Consider the following 15610-nt stretch of genomic DNA (forward strand, 5'->3'; position numbering starts at 1 on the left):
CAGTAACGGCTATTGAACTGATTGCACTTCGATCTGAGCAGCCACATCTCAATGTCTATTAAAAGTGCCTCATTATAATTCCCATGGTCGAACTATGCACCGCTTAACATCCACAATGCTGTATTTAACCAGACGATAACCAATACGGCTTTGGGGAAGCGTGACTCGTGTTTGTGGAGAGACACTGCGGGACTGAGCGTGCGGCTTGAACCTTCTCTTTCAACAGGTGCTCTCTTGTAACCATTGGCGGCAATAAACTCTTGAGTTTCATCGGACAGCAGGAAATCCACCAGAGTTCTGGCGGCAGCTTCATGCTCTGTGGCCTTGAGAATGACCAGTTCCTGAAGCAATGGCGTGTATAGTCTTTGCGGGACCAGTGTTACACCTACAGGTAAGTCAATTTTATTGCCATTGCTGTCTGTTTTTGTTACCAGGGAAGCAGCCACAAAACCTGCACGGGTAGAATCTTTTATAAGCTTCCATACTGTTTTGACAAAGCGACGGATAACCAATTTATTCTGGTCTTTGAGCGTTTGATAAAGACCATATTTCTCAAGGACTGATTTAGCTGCATGCCCGTATGGGGCATAAACCGGCTCTGCGATGTAGATGGCTGGTGGGTTGGTTTCTCTGATGTAGGTTTTTATATCGTCAGGTTCTACCACGACATTCTGGCCGTGCCAGAATGCCAACAACCCCTGTGCATAAATCTTTCTGGAATTTTCTAAAACCTTACCCTGTTGCTCCAGTTCTGCCGTATTTATGTTGTCAGCAGATAGAAACAGATCAATCTTCTCAGAGTCATCACTGACCAGCGTCTTCAGGCCCCCTGAAGATCCATAAAAAGTTAGCTCCAGGGTATGCCCGAACCGTGACTGGAACTGATCTTTCAAGATCTCCAAAACATGATAAAAATTCGATGCGACAGCCACCCTGATGGTATCAGCGTTTGATGGGGGGCTGATAGAAAGCAGGCACCCAACAATGAAAGCGTGAATAGGTAAGCCAGAAATAGCTTTGTATTCAAAGGAAGTTTTAAGGTATTTAACAAAGCAGAAATAAAACAAGATTTTTCTCCACAACTCGTTGAGCGAGCTACAGAGCTTAGTTCAGATTCTGGAAAAAGCAGTCAGAAGGTGTCTGACTGCCTAAAATTCAGAGAGCATTATTTACTGACAGGCTTCTTCCAGCATTGCCACAGCCGGGAGCTTCTTGCCTTCTACAAACTCCAGGAAGGCACCGCCGCCCGTAGAAATATAGGATACCCGGTCTTTAATTCCGTACTTGTCGATTGCGGCCAGAGTATCACCGCCACCGGCGATAGAGAAAGCGTCAGACTCAGCTATGGCCAGAGACATGGAACGGGTGCCTTCACCAAACTGGTCAAATTCAAAGACACCCACAGGGCCGTTCCAAAGAATGGTTTTAGAGGACTTCAGAACTTCATTGAACAGTTTCTGTGTTTGGGGGCCTACGTCAAAGATCATGTCGTCGTCTTCTACTTCTGATACCCGTTTAACGACAGCGGTTTCATTTTCATCAAATTTCTTACCGCAGATCACATCTACGGGCATAGGTACATTAACCTTTTCCATCAGTGCCCTGGCATTAGGGATCAGATCTTCTTCGTAAAGGGATTTACCGACATTGTGACCGGCAGCGGCGAGAAAGGTGTTGGCGATACCGCCACCCACGATCAGCTGGTCGCAGACGTCAGACAGGGATTCCAGTACCGTCAGTTTGGTGGAAACTTTGGAGCCACCCACGATGGCACACATAGGGCGCTCAGGATTTCCCAGGGCTTTACCCAGAGCATCCAGTTCACCCGCCAGCAGAGGGCCTGCACAGGCAATTTCAGCAAACTTACCCACGCCGTGAGTGGATGCCTGAGCACGGTGTGCGGTACCGAATGCATCCATTACATAGACATCGCACAGGGCTGCCATTTTTTTAGACAGTGCTTCGTCATCGTTCTTTTCACCCCTGTTGAAACGAACGTTCTCAAGAATGACCAGTTCACCCTCGGCAACGTCAAAACCACCGTCGACCCAGTCTTTGATCAGGCGAGCCTCTTTGCCCAGCAGGTTGCCAATGTAATCTGCAACAGGCTTCAGGGAGAACTGTTCGTCGTACTCACCTTCTGTCGGGCGGCCCAGATGAGAAGTCACCATGACTTTGGCACCGGATTCCATAGCGCGCTGAATGGTGGGCAGAGAAGCAAGGATTCGTGCATCGCTGGTGACTTTGCCATCTTTGACCGGAACGTTGAGGTCTTCGCGGATCAGGACTCGTTTGCCAGCCAGATCCAGGTCGGTCATTTTCAATACGTTCATCAGGGTCTCTCCCTATGCACGGGGTCAATGAAGATCGACTGCTGTCTGGATGAGACAACAGTACTGAAGGGTAGAATTGGCATGGACAATAGCACAAAAATATGGCGCCCGGTACGGGCCTTTAGCCTGACATGAACTAAATCAACGGGGTTTTCAGGAGTTAACGCGGGACAATAAAAATTCCATTGGAGAATCGACGCTCAACAGAGTCGGAAGGAAGGCATAACAGAATTGGACAGAATGTTTGATCAGTTGCTGAACCGGCATTTATACAAAACTGAAAGGGCTGCACAAAGCAGCCCTTTTATTAGAGGGCTGTATCGATTACAGACCTGCTGCAGCTCTCAGGGCGTCAGCCTTGTCAGTGCGCTCCCAGGAAAATTCTTCCTCTTCACGACCAAAGTGACCGTATGCCGCAGTAGCCTGATAAATTGGACGCTTCAGGTCCAGCATGTCGATCAGTCCTTTAGGACGCAGATCGAAGTGTTCACGAACCAGCTCTTCAATTTTGGTATCAGCAATCTTGCCAGTACCGAAAGTATCAATAGAGATAGACGTGGGCTCCGCAACACCTATCGCATAAGACACCTGGATCTCGCACTTGTCAGCCAGGCCAGCAGCCACAACGTTCTTGGCCACGTAACGACCTGCATAAGCAGCAGAACGGTCAACCTTTGAAGGGTCCTTGCCAGAGAAGGCACCGCCACCGTGACGAGCCATACCACCATAGGTGTCTACAATGATTTTGCGCCCTGTCAGACCACAATCACCTACCGGGCCTCCAATCACGAAAATACCGGTTGGATTAATGTGATAACGGGTCTCTTCATGGAGCCATTGCGCAGGCAGAACCGGCTTGATGACTTTTTCCAGAATTTCTTTCTGCAGCTCTTCCTGAGAGATGTCAGGATGGTGCTGTGTCGACAGCACCACAGCGTCGACACTCTGTACTTTGCCTTCGCTGTCGTAACGCATGGTGACCTGGCTCTTGGCATCCGGGCGCAACCAGGGCAGAGTCCCGTTTTTACGCAGCTCGGCCTGACGCTTAACCAACTCGTGAGAGTAGTAGACAGGAGCAGGCATCAGTACCGGGGTTTCATTGGTCGCGTAACCAAACATCAGACCCTGGTCACCCGCACCCTGCTCGTGCTCATCTGTTTCATCAACACCGACAGCGATGTCCGGAGACTGTTTGCCAATCGCATTCAGAACGGCCACACAATCACCGTCAAAGCCAAGGTCACCATGGTTATAACCAATGTCGGTGACCACTTTGCGAACCAGTTCTTCGATATCAACATAAGTGTCGGTACGCACTTCACCCGCTACAATCACCATGCCGGTTTTTACCATGGTTTCAACCGCGACACGGGCTTCCGGATCATCCTTGAGGATGGCGTCCAGAATAGCGTCGGAAATCTGGTCGGCAATCTTGTCCGGATGACCTTCGGAAACCGACTCGGAAGTGAATAGCGTGTAATCTGCCATAGTCGTCTTTCGCCTCTTGAAACTATTCAGTCCAGGGTTCAAAAAACCGCCTGACCTGAATCTGAAAACCATTACGCAGCCCCAGATACTGGGACTCACCTATTTCCAGACCTGCATCCTGTGCCCAACCGTCAAGGTCTTCAACACTGAATCCAAGCCACAAATCGCCACAGGATTCCCGTACCCAATCCTGATTGTGACTGCTAAGCTCACTGACCAGCATACTGCCACCGGGCTTCAAAAGTTTTGAAACACGGGTGAAGATACCAGAAGGACTGGCCACATGATGTAACACCATGTTAGCCACTATGCAGTCAAACTGACCTTGCTGAGCATTCAGGGCTTCTATTTCCCCATGAATGAACTCGACGTTTTTCAGGCCCCGCTCTTTTACCCTCTGTTGACTGATGGCAAGCATTTCTGCGGAATTGTCCACAGCATAGACCCGCTGAAAATTTTCACTCAGCGTTGCCAGGAAATCGCCCTCTCCCGGTCCCAGCTCCAACACCCGCTGATGGTCAGGCAGTTCAGTTTTTTCCAGAACGTCGGCCACACATCGGGCATAGAGATCATGGTCAGCAATGAGCTCCTGATGCTGGCGAAACTGATCCACATTGCGGGCAAAGAATGCCATGGATTGCTCTGCCCTCTGACCTCTGACCTTTAATAGACGACCGGTCAGGGAAGGCGACAACGACAGAGTGTCGACCGCTGAAAAAAGGGAACGCATGACATCGCTACTGATTCCTTCCGGAGGGGGCAGCGCCCGACGGTAAAAAATGGTATTGCCTTCCTTGCGGGTGCTCACAAGTCCGGCCTGAGAGAGAACCTTGAGATGGTGGCTCATGGCAGGCTGGCGCATATCGAAGAGGCTGCTGAGTTCAAGCACTCCGAAAGAGTCTGTGCTCAGAACTCTCAGGATTTCAAGCCTTAATACATCGCCATAGGCTTTTCCCAGAGCGGCAAGCTGTTCGACTGATCCTGATTCCGACACGCAAGGCTCCTCACCGCTGCACCGTTGACTTCTGGCAGACGGCCAGAAGGGTTCCACTCCGTCTATCCAAGGCGGAATTCTAGCAAGCAGCACATGGTATATCAAAACTTTTTGATATAGATATTCATACGGGACGGGGTGATTCAACCTGTGTGGACCTGTTGTGTGGATTTATCACCGCCGCAATGAAATTGAGTGTGCTAATTGAGTGCAAGAAATAACCTTAGTTGAGTCTGGTGAATTTGTTTTGATTTTCCGTTGACCCGTCTATTAGTGTAGGGCTGAGAATTGACCGCGTATTCACCGGAGAGGCCAGATGCTTACAGTGACCCAATTGGCCAGAAAGTTCGAAATATCACGCACTACCATTCTCTACTATGAGCGTGAAGGTCTGCTAATGCCTCACACTCGATCCGAGAATGGCTACCGATGGTACGGGCAGAATGAAGTCAAGCGCCTTGAAGCGATTATGGCTTACCGTGCTTTCGGAATACCGGTCAGCAATATTGCACGGCTTCTCGACGGTGAAGACGAAATGGAGCAGGAACGTATTTTGCGTGGCCAGCTGATGGCTCTTGAGCACGAGATCCAGAAGTTGCGTCACCAGCAAAAGGCTATCGTATTGCTTCTTAAACAACCTTCATTACTGGAGCAAAATATGGTCAACAAAGATCGTTGGGTAGAGATTATGAAAGCGGCCGGGTTCAGCGAAGAGGATATGAAAAGTTGGCATCAGCAGTTTGAAAAAATGGAGCCGCAGGCACATCAGGAATTCCTGGAGTCCCTGAGCATTGATAAAGAGGAAATAGATAAAATCCGCGTCTGGTCCAGGCAACCCTGAAAACCGATAGACTTTCCACCCAGTCCACCGATAATAGCGTTTGCCGCGACATCTGGCGATTTAAGAATATGAGGCCAGCTATGGGTATTTTTGAACGCTATCTCAGCCTCTGGGTTGCTTTGGGTATTTTTGCAGGGCTTTTTGGTGGACTGCAATTTCCAGAATTTTTTGAGGTTCTGGGTCGATGGCAGTACGCCAGCATTAATCTGGTCATCGCTGTACTGATCTGGCTGATGATCTATCCAATGATGATGCAGGTGGATTTTTCTGCCATTAAAGACGTTCGTCGTCGTTCAAAAGGGTTGATCGTTACCGTCACTGTTAACTGGCTGATCAAGCCTTTCACCATGGCACTGCTGGCCGTATTGTTTATTCGCTATGTTTTTGGCGACTGGATCAATCCTGAACTGGGTAAAGAGTATATTGCCGGTATGATTCTACTGGGTGTCGCACCCTGTACTGCCATGGTTTTTGTCTGGAGTCAGTTGACCAGGGGAGACCCTAACTACACTCTGGTTCAGGTCGCCATCAATGATCTGATTATGCTTATTGCGTTTGCTCCTCTTGCCGCCTTTTTGCTGGGAGTAACAGAGGTATTTGTACCCTGGAATACCCTGTTTCTGTCCGTAGGATTTTTTGTGGTGATTCCAGTGCTTGCAGGCTGGTTGACCCGTAAAGCTGTTTGCAGCGAACAAACACTGAGTCGATTTTTGACAGGCACCAAGCCCTTTTCGATCATTGGATTAATTGGCACGGTCATTCTTCTGTTTGGGATCCAGGCCAACACGATTATTGCCCATCCCCTGAATATCTTCCTGATTGCCATACCCCTGATCATCCAGACCTATCTGATTTTTGCCATCACTTATTTATGGATGAAGAAGTGGAAGCAACCCCATAACATTGCCTCACCCGGAGCAATGATTGGAGCCTCCAACTTTTTTGAACTGGCTGTTGCCGTGGCCATCAGTCTCTTTGGACTGAACTCCGGGGCCGCTCTGGCAACGGTTGTGGGTGTGTTGGTGGAAGTGCCAGTGATGTTATCACTGGTCGCCTATGCCAATCGTACACGGCAGTCATTCACCGAACGGGAGTCTTAATGATCACTGACTTTCGAATTGCCGACACCCCATATTTTTCAAAGGCAATGGCTATAAATAAAATGTTCAAGAGATTCAGGATAGTCATATATAGCGATTTCAGTTTCTGACTGAAGGCATTAGAATAGCGCCAATTTCAAAACAGACTGGATCTTCGGAGCCCTGATTCCTATGTCCTCACGTCGTGAGCTAGCCAATGCCATCCGCGCCCTGAGTATGGACGCTGTACAGAAAGCCAAATCCGGACACCCCGGTGCCCCAATGGGTATGGCTGATATTGCTGAAGTATTATGGCGTGATTATCTGAATCACAACCCGGCTAACCCCCAGTGGGCTGATCGTGACCGTTTTGTTCTCTCCAACGGTCATGGTTCCATGCTGCTTTACTCTCTGCTGCACCTGAGCGGTTACGATGTCTCTGTTGAAGACCTCAAGAGCTTCCGCCAGTTGCACTCCAAAACCGCAGGTCACCCTGAATACGGCTACGCTCCGGGCATCGAGACCACTACCGGTCCTCTGGGGCAGGGTGTTGCCAATGCCGTGGGTATGGCTGTTGCTGAAAAGACCCTGGCGGCACAGTTCAACCGGGAAGGTCACGAAATTGTTGATCATAACACCTATGTCTTCATGGGTGACGGCTGCATGATGGAAGGTATCTCTCACGAGGTGTGCTCGCTGGCAGGGACTCTGGAGCTGGGCAAACTGATCGTTTTCTACGACGACAACGGCATCTCCATTGATGGCGAAGTAGAAGGCTGGTTCACCGACGACACCGTTCAGCGTTTCGAATCTTACAACTGGCACGTTGTTCCAAATGTTGACGGTCACGATCCGGAAGCAATCCGTGCTGCTATTGAGGCCGGTCGTGCTGAAAAAACCAAACCTACCCTGATCTGCTGCAAGACTGTCATCGGTTTTGGTTCTCCCAACAAGGAAGGCAAGGAAGAGTGCCATGGTGCACCTCTGGGTGACGAAGAGATCAAACTGACCCGCGAGCGTCTGGGTTGGGAACACCCTGCTTTCGAAATCCCGTCCGACATCTACAGCCAATGGGATGCCAAAGAAGCCGGTGCTGCCAAAGAAACTGCATGGAACGAAAAGTTTGCTGCTTACCAGGCTGCTCACCCGGAACTGGCTGCTGAATACCTTCGTCGTCAAAAAGGCGAACTGCCTGCCGACTTCTCTGCAAAAGCGGATGATTTCATCAAGTCCTGTCAGGCAGAGGGCGAGAAAGTGGCCAGTCGTAAAGCTTCTCAGAACACTCTGAATGCTTTTGGCCCGCTGTTGCCTGAACTGCTGGGTGGTTCTGCTGACCTGGCAGGCTCAAACCTGACCCTGTGGAGTGGTTCCAAAGGTCTTAAACCCGCTGATGCCAGCGGCAACTATGTGTTCTATGGTGTGCGCGAATTCGGCATGACCGCGATGATGAACGGTATTGCCCTGCATGGTGGTTTTATACCTTACGGTGCCACCTTCCTGGTCTTTATGGAATACGCCTGTAATGCTGTGCGAATGGCCGCTCTGATGAAGCAGCGCTCTATTCTGGTTTACACACACGACTCGATTGGTCTGGGAGAAGACGGCCCTACTCACCAGCCAGTAGAACAGATTGCCAGCCTGCGTCTGACGCCGGGCGTGGATGCCTGGCGTCCCTGTGACACCGTTGAGTCGGCAGTGGCCTGGAAACATGCGATCAAGCGTGAAGATGGCCCCACTGCACTGATCTTCTCCCGTCAGGGTCTGCCCTGTATGCACCGTGAAGCTGATCAGGTGGCAAACATTGCCCGTGGTGGTTATGTACTGAAGGATTGCGAAGGCACTCCCGAACTGATCTTGATCGCTACCGGTTCTGAAGTGGAACTGGCCATGAACGCCGAAGCTACCCTGACTGCAGAGGGGCGCAAGGTTCGCGTGGTATCCATGCCATCTACTGACGTCTTCGATGCTCAGGATGCGCAATACAAGCAGAGTGTTCTGCCTCTGGAAGTCCCTGCCCGTATCGCGATTGAAGCCGCTGCAGCTGACTTCTGGTACAAGTACGTCGGTCTGGACGGACGGATAATCGGCATGACCACTTATGGTGAGTCTGCACCGGCCGGTGACCTCTTTCCATACTTCGGGTTTACTGTAGAAAATATTGTTGCTGCGGCTGAAGAGATTCTGGACTGATGGCAATAGCAGGGAACTCATTGCTCTGAATGGCTTTTAAAAGCCTTTGAAAAAACGGCAGATGATTGATATGAACTGCCGTTTTTTCATTCTACCTATAAGAAGAAATTTCTTCTTTTAACTGTGGGACTTCAATCCAAGTTTGTTTTCCATTGAAAATTGTACCTGTCAAATGCTTTTTCAATTCTTCAATATTTTTAGACGTTAATTTATCCATAAAAGCTTTTTTTGCTGGTCCGGTTTTCCCTGGAAATAAATGTGAAGCCAGATCTTTTAAAATTGAGGATTTGTCAGAAAAAATGATGTTGAGAAGAATCTTCTGAGAGGGAGCTAATTCTGTCTTTATGTCATCAGGAGTTGCGGGTGCACCATTCGCTCTGTGAATTTCGTGCAGTGTTTGTATGATCTCATCAATTTCCTCAGCAAGTTCTTTTGGCAGTATTATCTCTTTGTTCATTGTTCTTGCCGATCTTTTTTCCCCAGTGTGAAAATCTTTTAGATTCAGCTTTTTAACCCTGTCGATTATCTTATTTCTTTGTTTTTCGGTTGTTTTTTCTACATCTGACTTGCTGAAGTCTATTTCAGAGTCTTTCTTGTTTTTATCGTAATCGAATAAAAGTTCCTCGCCCGGTTTAATATCTTTTGTAGCGACAACGGTCAGCTGTAGGCTGTCCTGATCGCCCCATTTTACCGTGACACTGCCTGAATAGCGGATAAAGACATTGGGGTCCTTGGAGTGATTAAGGAATCGAATATCCTTCTTACCGTCACGGCCAATTTCAATGGCCGGTCTGCCAGCTCTTGCAATAGATGCGCCCGACCATGCGACATAGGAGTCGTTTTCCGGGAATTCGATCGTACTGTTCATAGTGTTTATCGTAAAGACATGATATTTGCCAGTATAAGAATTACGGATTCTGTACACCAATGGTCCTTCGTAGTCACATACTTCCTCATCCTTTTTAAAGCTCCGGGTAGCGATCACACCGGTACCGTGTACCACGCCTGCCGTTGAACTTTTGATACCGGGAGTGTATTCAATGCCTGGAGATGATGTTGCTGCTGAATCCGGAGATTCAGGGGAATACATCGCTTCTTGTCCATTAGCAAAAGGGTTCTCATTATTCTGAGCAAAACGGAGAAGTTCAGAGGATATCAAGTCGCTGAAAGATGACAGGCTTTTTATGATTTTTGAATAATTTTCTCCAGGAACTACCTTGGTCTTTCTGGCTTTTAAAAGAACCATTGCATGGTTAAATATCGTCTCCGTATCATCAAAACAACCACTATTGCAACTGGATGGCAGAGATTTCTCGGCTGCTGCGTTTCCTTCAACGTGCCGCAGGCATGATTTCTTTGCCGGGGGAGCAGTCGTGTCTACTTCGTCAAACCGAAGTAAAGCTGGCATTTGGCGAAGATCTTCAGATCCAGTGGGTTGCATTGATATATTCTCCATGGCTTTCTTGATATTCCACTGTTATTGACCGTAATAATCGTTTTAAGTTCAAAGGCGTGTCAGGTGCTACCTCAAAAATAGTGATCTACCCAATTCATAATTATTTGTATCGCTGCTTCTTTACAAAAGTGGTCAGCCACGTATTCAGCTATTACCCCGTGGCTATGTGCTGCATCTACCCATGTTCGGATGAGCACAACGGTCGATTGGTCTGAAAAAAACAGCCACCCCAAAAGTGCTTCTAACGCTGGAAACTCTGTTCCCATACAACTATTTCCCATCTGTTGGAAAGGGTATAAGTACTCATCCGTACGGAATTGAATATTTCTGGCTTATTGGGCAGATGCTCTGCAAGGCGCAACGACGGGAACATAGCAAGCTATGTGACCAGAGTTGCAACGCAGCAGGACTGCATGGATGCAGGAGCTAGAGCAATCCAGGATCAGTTGCCGGGAGTGCCTGAACAATGAGTCAGAAAATATGATTTCGTATGATTGAGTACCCAAGTTTGGCTCAGTGCCATGCATCTAACCGCAGAGCTGACGGGCAGCATAGCTGTCCTCGTCAGGTGATTCGTTAGGTGGCGTGTTACTTTATGGCCAGGTGGTTTACGATTGTTATGAGCAGTTCTTCAGACTTGTCGAAGCGCTTGTTGACATCTTGTTTGAAGATATATAAATCTTTTTTGTAACCCATCTGTTCTTCAAGTATTAGCGACATTGTGCCTTCCATACCAAGCAAAAGCTTGTCATATTGCCCAATGCGGTCTTGGAGGGAATGTACTTTGTCTTTTAACCCGGCTATCTCTGCCTTTTCTACGGTCATCGGGCAAACCTCATTATTATTGACTGTGAGCAATCATAGCAGAGATTAACGAGAAGACACCTAACAAACTAAAACCTGACTGTGATTTGAGGCTCTCTTGATTTGGCAGATCAATGGATTTGACTAAAGGTGTTAATCTTTTCATAGCAAGGGCTGTTAAATTCAAGCATTTAAGGAGTTTGCCGGAATAGATGCAAGAAAAGTCATGGGTTATACACCCATGACTATCTCTCTAACAAAGCTCTGATAATAGCCTCGATATGAGAAGGAGGTATAACATTATTTATCTCAATATTTGTTACTCCAAAGTCAGGAACGTTAAGAATGCTAACATCGGGTTCTCTAAAATGTGGTAGATTCCTTTCATTACGATAGTCTGAGAGCAATTGTTTGATTGCAGAGAATGAAGCGCCATTATCTTTGTAACAAAACGCACTATTAAGAATGTCAACACAATGGCCCGCTCCATCAAGAATTTGAGTGTTGGCTTCCCAAGTTAATAATTGCTCCACAACATTTGGATGCCTACCAATAACTGCAAGCATGAGTGCTGTTCGTCCATTAGTTCCATTGACTACTTCAAATGTCTGTTCTAATTGTTCCTGATTCACAAACAGAGCCTTCACTAAATCCAGTTTTCCGAATCGGCAGGCAAGAGCAAAAGGAGTAATTGCAGAGTAGTAAAGATTATTAATAATAGGAAATGATCTTGTGCACCTGGAAATTTCATCGGCCCCATACTCGGATATCAACCTTTTAGCTTCTGCAATATCAGTGTCGGTACTATCAGTGTTTGTAATGATCGATACGAGTCTATCCACAAACTCTTCGAGCTTGTGACGGCCTGCAGAGGTAGCCATGGCACCATTTTGCAGCGTTTTGCATGGTTGAGATTCGCTATCCGGGTCATCAGGGGATGTACTTTTCTGTGTTTTGAAATTATTCCCACAGTCGCTTCGATCAGCGTCATATGCCTGAGAAGACAGATCAATGTTTCGATCCGCTAAGGGAGTAGCAGATGCCTGATTATATTCTTGTGAAATCATTTGTGACTGTGGTTCAGTGATTTTCACACCGACACCTAAAAAAATCGCACCACTCTCATCTAGTGTAATTGAAACCTTCACTTCAACATTTAGTGGTTGCTGAATGCCAGTCATTGGGATATCCATATTTAAAAAACTCCTTAAGTAATTGTGTTTGAAAACGACTGTGAGCTTTGATATCACAATTAGATTGACAATACTAATTAACTAAAGTTCCTTCTTACATTTCGAAAACGCAAATTTCTCAAAAAAGACGGGTCATTCAGAACAACACACCATGTCCTGACGCTAAGATATTCCTGGTAGCATTAATGTTAAAACTCTCTGCATGATCGCAAACAAGGCATTTAAAACCTGCCTGAGATTTGAGACTCTCTTGATTTGGCAGATCAATGGATTTGACTTAAGGTGTTAATCTTTTCATAGCAAGGGCTGTTACATTCAAGCATTTAAGGAGTTAACCGGAGTAGATGCAAGAAAAGTCATGGATTATTCATCCATGACTATCTATATCCATGGTTGAATGTTCTGATAATAGCCTGGATATGATGAGAAGGTGTGTTGTTATTATTGTGGCTTTGAATATCACTCGTTCCAGTGTCATTAGGGTTACGAATGGTACTAAACCAAATACCGGGTTCTATATAAGGTGGTAGGTTCCTTTCTTGACGATAATCTGTGAGCAATTGTTTGATTGCAGGGAATGAAACGCCATTATCTCTGTGACTAAACCCGCGATTAATAACGTCAACACAATTGCCCTCTCCATCAACAATTTCAGTGTTGGCTCCCCACGTTAATAATTGCTCCACAACATTTACATGTCTGCCAACCACTGCAAGCATGAGTGCTGTTCGTCCACAAGCTCCATTGACTACATCAAATGTCTGGTCTAATTGTTCCTGATTCACATACAGAGCCTTCACTAAATCCAGTTTTCCGAATCTGCAGGCAAGTGCAAAAGGAGTAATTGCAGAGTAGTAAAGATTATTAATAACAGGAAATGATCTTGTGCACTTGGAAATTTCATCGGCCCCATACTCGGATATCAACCTTTTAGCTTCTGCAATATCAGCGTCGGTACTTTCAGCGTTTGTAATGACCTTTACCAGTCTATCCACAAACTCTTCGAGCCTGTCACGGTCTCTGGAGGTAGCCATGGCAGCACTTTTCATCGTTTTGCACGGTTGAGATTCGGTATCCGGGTCATCATGGGATGGCCTTCTTTGTGCTTCGAAATTATTCCCACCGTCGCTTCGATGAGCGTCATATGCCAGAGAGGGCGCATCAATGATGCGATCCGCGATGGGAGTAGCAGATGCCTGGTTATATTCTTGTGAAATCATTTGTGACGGTGGGTCAATGATTGCGACAGTGACATCTAAAAAAATCGCACCACTCTCATCTAGTGTAATTGAAACATTCACATCAACCAGACGTGGTTGCTGTATGTCAGTCATTGGGATATTCATATTTAAACAAGTCCGTAAGTTACTGTGTTTGAAAACGACTATGAGCTTTAATATCTCAATGGCTCCGACAATACTAATTCACTTAAGTTCCTTCTTGCATTTCAAAAAACGCAAATTTCTCAAAAAAGAATGGTCATTCGAGATAAAACGCCATGTCTTGACGCCAGGGTATTCTTGGCAGCGTTAATTTTGGAATGCTCGGCACGACTACAGGCAAGACATTTAAAACCTGCTTTTGACTGGCGGTTGTCTTCATTTTGTAGATCAATCTCACTGACTTAAGCTGTTAAGCTCTTCCCAGCAAGGGACAGCTATATTCAAGCATTTAAGAAATTGGCCGGAATAGATGCAAGGTAGGGTAGGTCATGGGTTATACACCCATGACTACTGACCGTTTTCAGATTCGAGGAATTCCACCAATTTAGCAATAAATTCGCTATGATTTACATCAGGGGCTACATGAATATTTACGTTGCCAGTATCTGCAATTTGATACATCGAGACTTTAGGTTCTTTATAAGGTGGTAGGTTCTTATCTTTACGATAGTTTGTTAATAATTCTTCAATTTTAATTAATACGTCTGGATTGTCTATGTTAAAAGCATAATTAAGAGTATCAACACAATGGTTATATTCATCAAGAATCAGAGGGTCAGCTCCCCAGTCTAATAATTGCGCAACTACATTAACATGTCCATGAATAACCGAAAGCATGAGCGCTGTTCTTCCATTAGTCCCATTTTCAATATTAAATGTCTGGTTTAATTGTTGCTGATTCACATACAGAGCCTTAACTAAATCCAGCTTACCGAATCTGCAGGCAAGAGCAAAAGGCGTAATAGCAGGGTAAGATTTGGTGGTATTTGTATGAAAAGAAAACCGACAGGTATACTTGGCGAGTTCATCGGCCCCGTATACGGATATCAACCTTACGGCTTCCGAAGTATCAGCGTCAGTGCTACCAGGGTCTGTAATCACTTTTACAAGGCTTTCTGCAAAACTCTCCAGATCGTGACGTCCGTTAGAGATAGCTATAGCCTCACTTGCCATAAATTTGCATGGTTGAGATTCGGTGTCAGAGTCATCATCGAATCGCCTTTTCTGTGCTTTGAAACTATCCCTGCTTTCGCTTTGACCAGCTCCATCTGAACTTGTAGCCTGAGCATCGACGTCAATATTACGATCCACGATAGAAGTAGCAGAGTTTTGAGCATAACTTTCTTGTGAAGTTATTTGTGGTTGTAGCCAGATGGTTGTGACCATGTGGCCTGAAAAGCCCTCACTCTTCTCATCTTGAATAACACTAGTAGTCACATCTTTTATAACTGCATTTCTCATCTCATCAAAATTAAATGGGGGAATGCCAGCCTTCGGTATATCCATATTTAAACACCTCCATAAGTAATTGTGTTTGAAAACTATTGTTGTTTTATTATCACAATAACTTTGACAATACTGATTAACTAAAGTTCCTTCCTAAGTACCTGGCCAGTTGGGCAACGACGGGAACATAGCAGGCTATGTGACCAGAGTTGCAACGCAGCACGACTGCATGGATGCAGGAGCTAGGAGCCTGACCGAGAATAGACTGCCCTACTGCGGCGGCAGCAAATTGGTCTGAAAATCCGCTTTTGTTCGTCAAATAGCTCGCTATTCTCCTTACAAAACCGAATTTTCATCCTCAATTTTCTGCCGTCCTCGCTACGGGCGCTATTCTCGGTCAGGCTCCTAGCAGCCTGTCGGACTTAAGCGTCCGTAGCGAGGATTGCAAGAAATTGAGGATAAAAATCTCTGTTTCTGAGGAGAATAGCGAGCTATTTGACGAAGAAACAGGGGTTTTTAGACCAATTTATTGCAACCGCACGACTGCATGGATGCAGGAGCTA

General features: G+C 46.5%; 12 protein-coding genes. 3 read left to right on the forward strand and 9 right to left on the reverse strand.

The features are described 5' to 3' along the window. Positions 1-92: 92 nt before the first annotated feature. The 4 genes from modA to P6910_RS01670 form a co-directional block, all read right to left on the reverse strand. Entirely contained in the window at positions 93-932 is an 840-nt protein-coding gene (gene modA, locus P6910_RS01655) for a molybdate ABC transporter substrate-binding protein (protein ID WP_317146494.1), read from the reverse strand. A 237-nt stretch (positions 933-1169) separates the two neighbouring features. Continuing rightward, positions 1170-2333: a phosphoglycerate kinase gene (locus P6910_RS01660; protein ID WP_317144554.1), complete on the reverse strand. Its 1164-nt coding sequence runs from the start codon at positions 2331-2333 to the stop codon at positions 1170-1172. Positions 2334-2657: 324 nt separating this feature from the next. Continuing rightward, a complete protein-coding gene (gene metK, locus P6910_RS01665) occupies positions 2658-3821 on the reverse strand; it encodes a methionine adenosyltransferase (protein WP_317146495.1) in 1164 nt (387 codons plus the stop codon). 22 nt (positions 3822-3843) lie between these two features. Further along, the gene (locus P6910_RS01670; RefSeq protein ID WP_317144555.1) at positions 3844-4815 is read right to left on the reverse strand and encodes a metalloregulator ArsR/SmtB family transcription factor; all 972 of its coding nucleotides are present in this window, start codon (positions 4813-4815) and stop codon (positions 3844-3846) included. Between the two features lie 316 nt (positions 4816-5131). Between P6910_RS01670 and P6910_RS01675 the strand changes: the two genes are divergently transcribed. The 3 genes from P6910_RS01675 (at position 5132) to tkt (ending at position 8925) form a co-directional block, all read left to right on the forward strand. Continuing rightward, the gene (locus tag P6910_RS01675) at positions 5132-5656 is read left to right on the forward strand and encodes a MerR family transcriptional regulator (RefSeq protein WP_317144556.1); all 525 of its coding nucleotides are present in this window, start codon (positions 5132-5134) and stop codon (positions 5654-5656) included. 80 nt (positions 5657-5736) lie between these two features. Continuing rightward, positions 5737-6756: an ACR3 family arsenite efflux transporter gene (arsB, locus tag P6910_RS01680; RefSeq protein WP_317144557.1), complete on the forward strand. Its 1020-nt coding sequence runs from the start codon at positions 5737-5739 to the stop codon at positions 6754-6756. Positions 6757-6927: 171 nt separating this feature from the next. Then, positions 6928-8925 carry a transketolase gene (gene tkt / locus P6910_RS01685; RefSeq protein WP_317144558.1) on the forward strand — a complete coding sequence of 666 codons (1998 nt, stop codon included), beginning with the start codon at positions 6928-6930 and terminating at the stop codon, positions 8923-8925. Between the two features lie 91 nt (positions 8926-9016). Here tkt and P6910_RS01690 read toward each other — a convergent pair whose 3' ends face one another. From P6910_RS01690 to P6910_RS01710, 5 genes are all read right to left on the reverse strand, one after another. Continuing rightward, the gene (locus P6910_RS01690; protein WP_317144559.1) at positions 9017-10366 is read right to left on the reverse strand and encodes an SET domain-containing protein; all 1350 of its coding nucleotides are present in this window, start codon (positions 10364-10366) and stop codon (positions 9017-9019) included. A gap of 603 nt (positions 10367-10969) precedes the next feature. Further along, positions 10970-11206, reverse strand: a complete 237-nt coding sequence (locus P6910_RS01695) for a hypothetical protein (protein WP_317144560.1) — start codon at positions 11204-11206, stop codon at positions 10970-10972. A 224-nt stretch (positions 11207-11430) separates the two neighbouring features. Beyond that, complete coding sequence (locus tag P6910_RS01700) at positions 11431-12378, reverse strand: ankyrin repeat domain-containing protein (RefSeq protein WP_317144561.1); 948 nt, start codon at positions 12376-12378, stop codon at positions 11431-11433. 377 nt (positions 12379-12755) lie between these two features. Beyond that, positions 12756-13712 (reverse strand): ankyrin repeat domain-containing protein, encoded by a 957-nt coding sequence (locus tag P6910_RS01705; protein WP_317144562.1) that lies wholly within the window; start codon positions 13710-13712, stop codon positions 12756-12758. Between the two features lie 396 nt (positions 13713-14108). Then, positions 14109-15107, reverse strand: coding sequence for an ankyrin repeat domain-containing protein (locus tag P6910_RS01710; RefSeq protein WP_317144563.1), 999 nt, complete (start codon positions 15105-15107; stop codon positions 14109-14111). Between the last annotated feature and the right edge of the window lie 503 nt (positions 15108-15610).

The organism is Endozoicomonas sp. 8E (assembly GCF_032883915.1).
Classification (GTDB): Bacteria; Pseudomonadota; Gammaproteobacteria; order Pseudomonadales; family Endozoicomonadaceae; genus Endozoicomonas_A.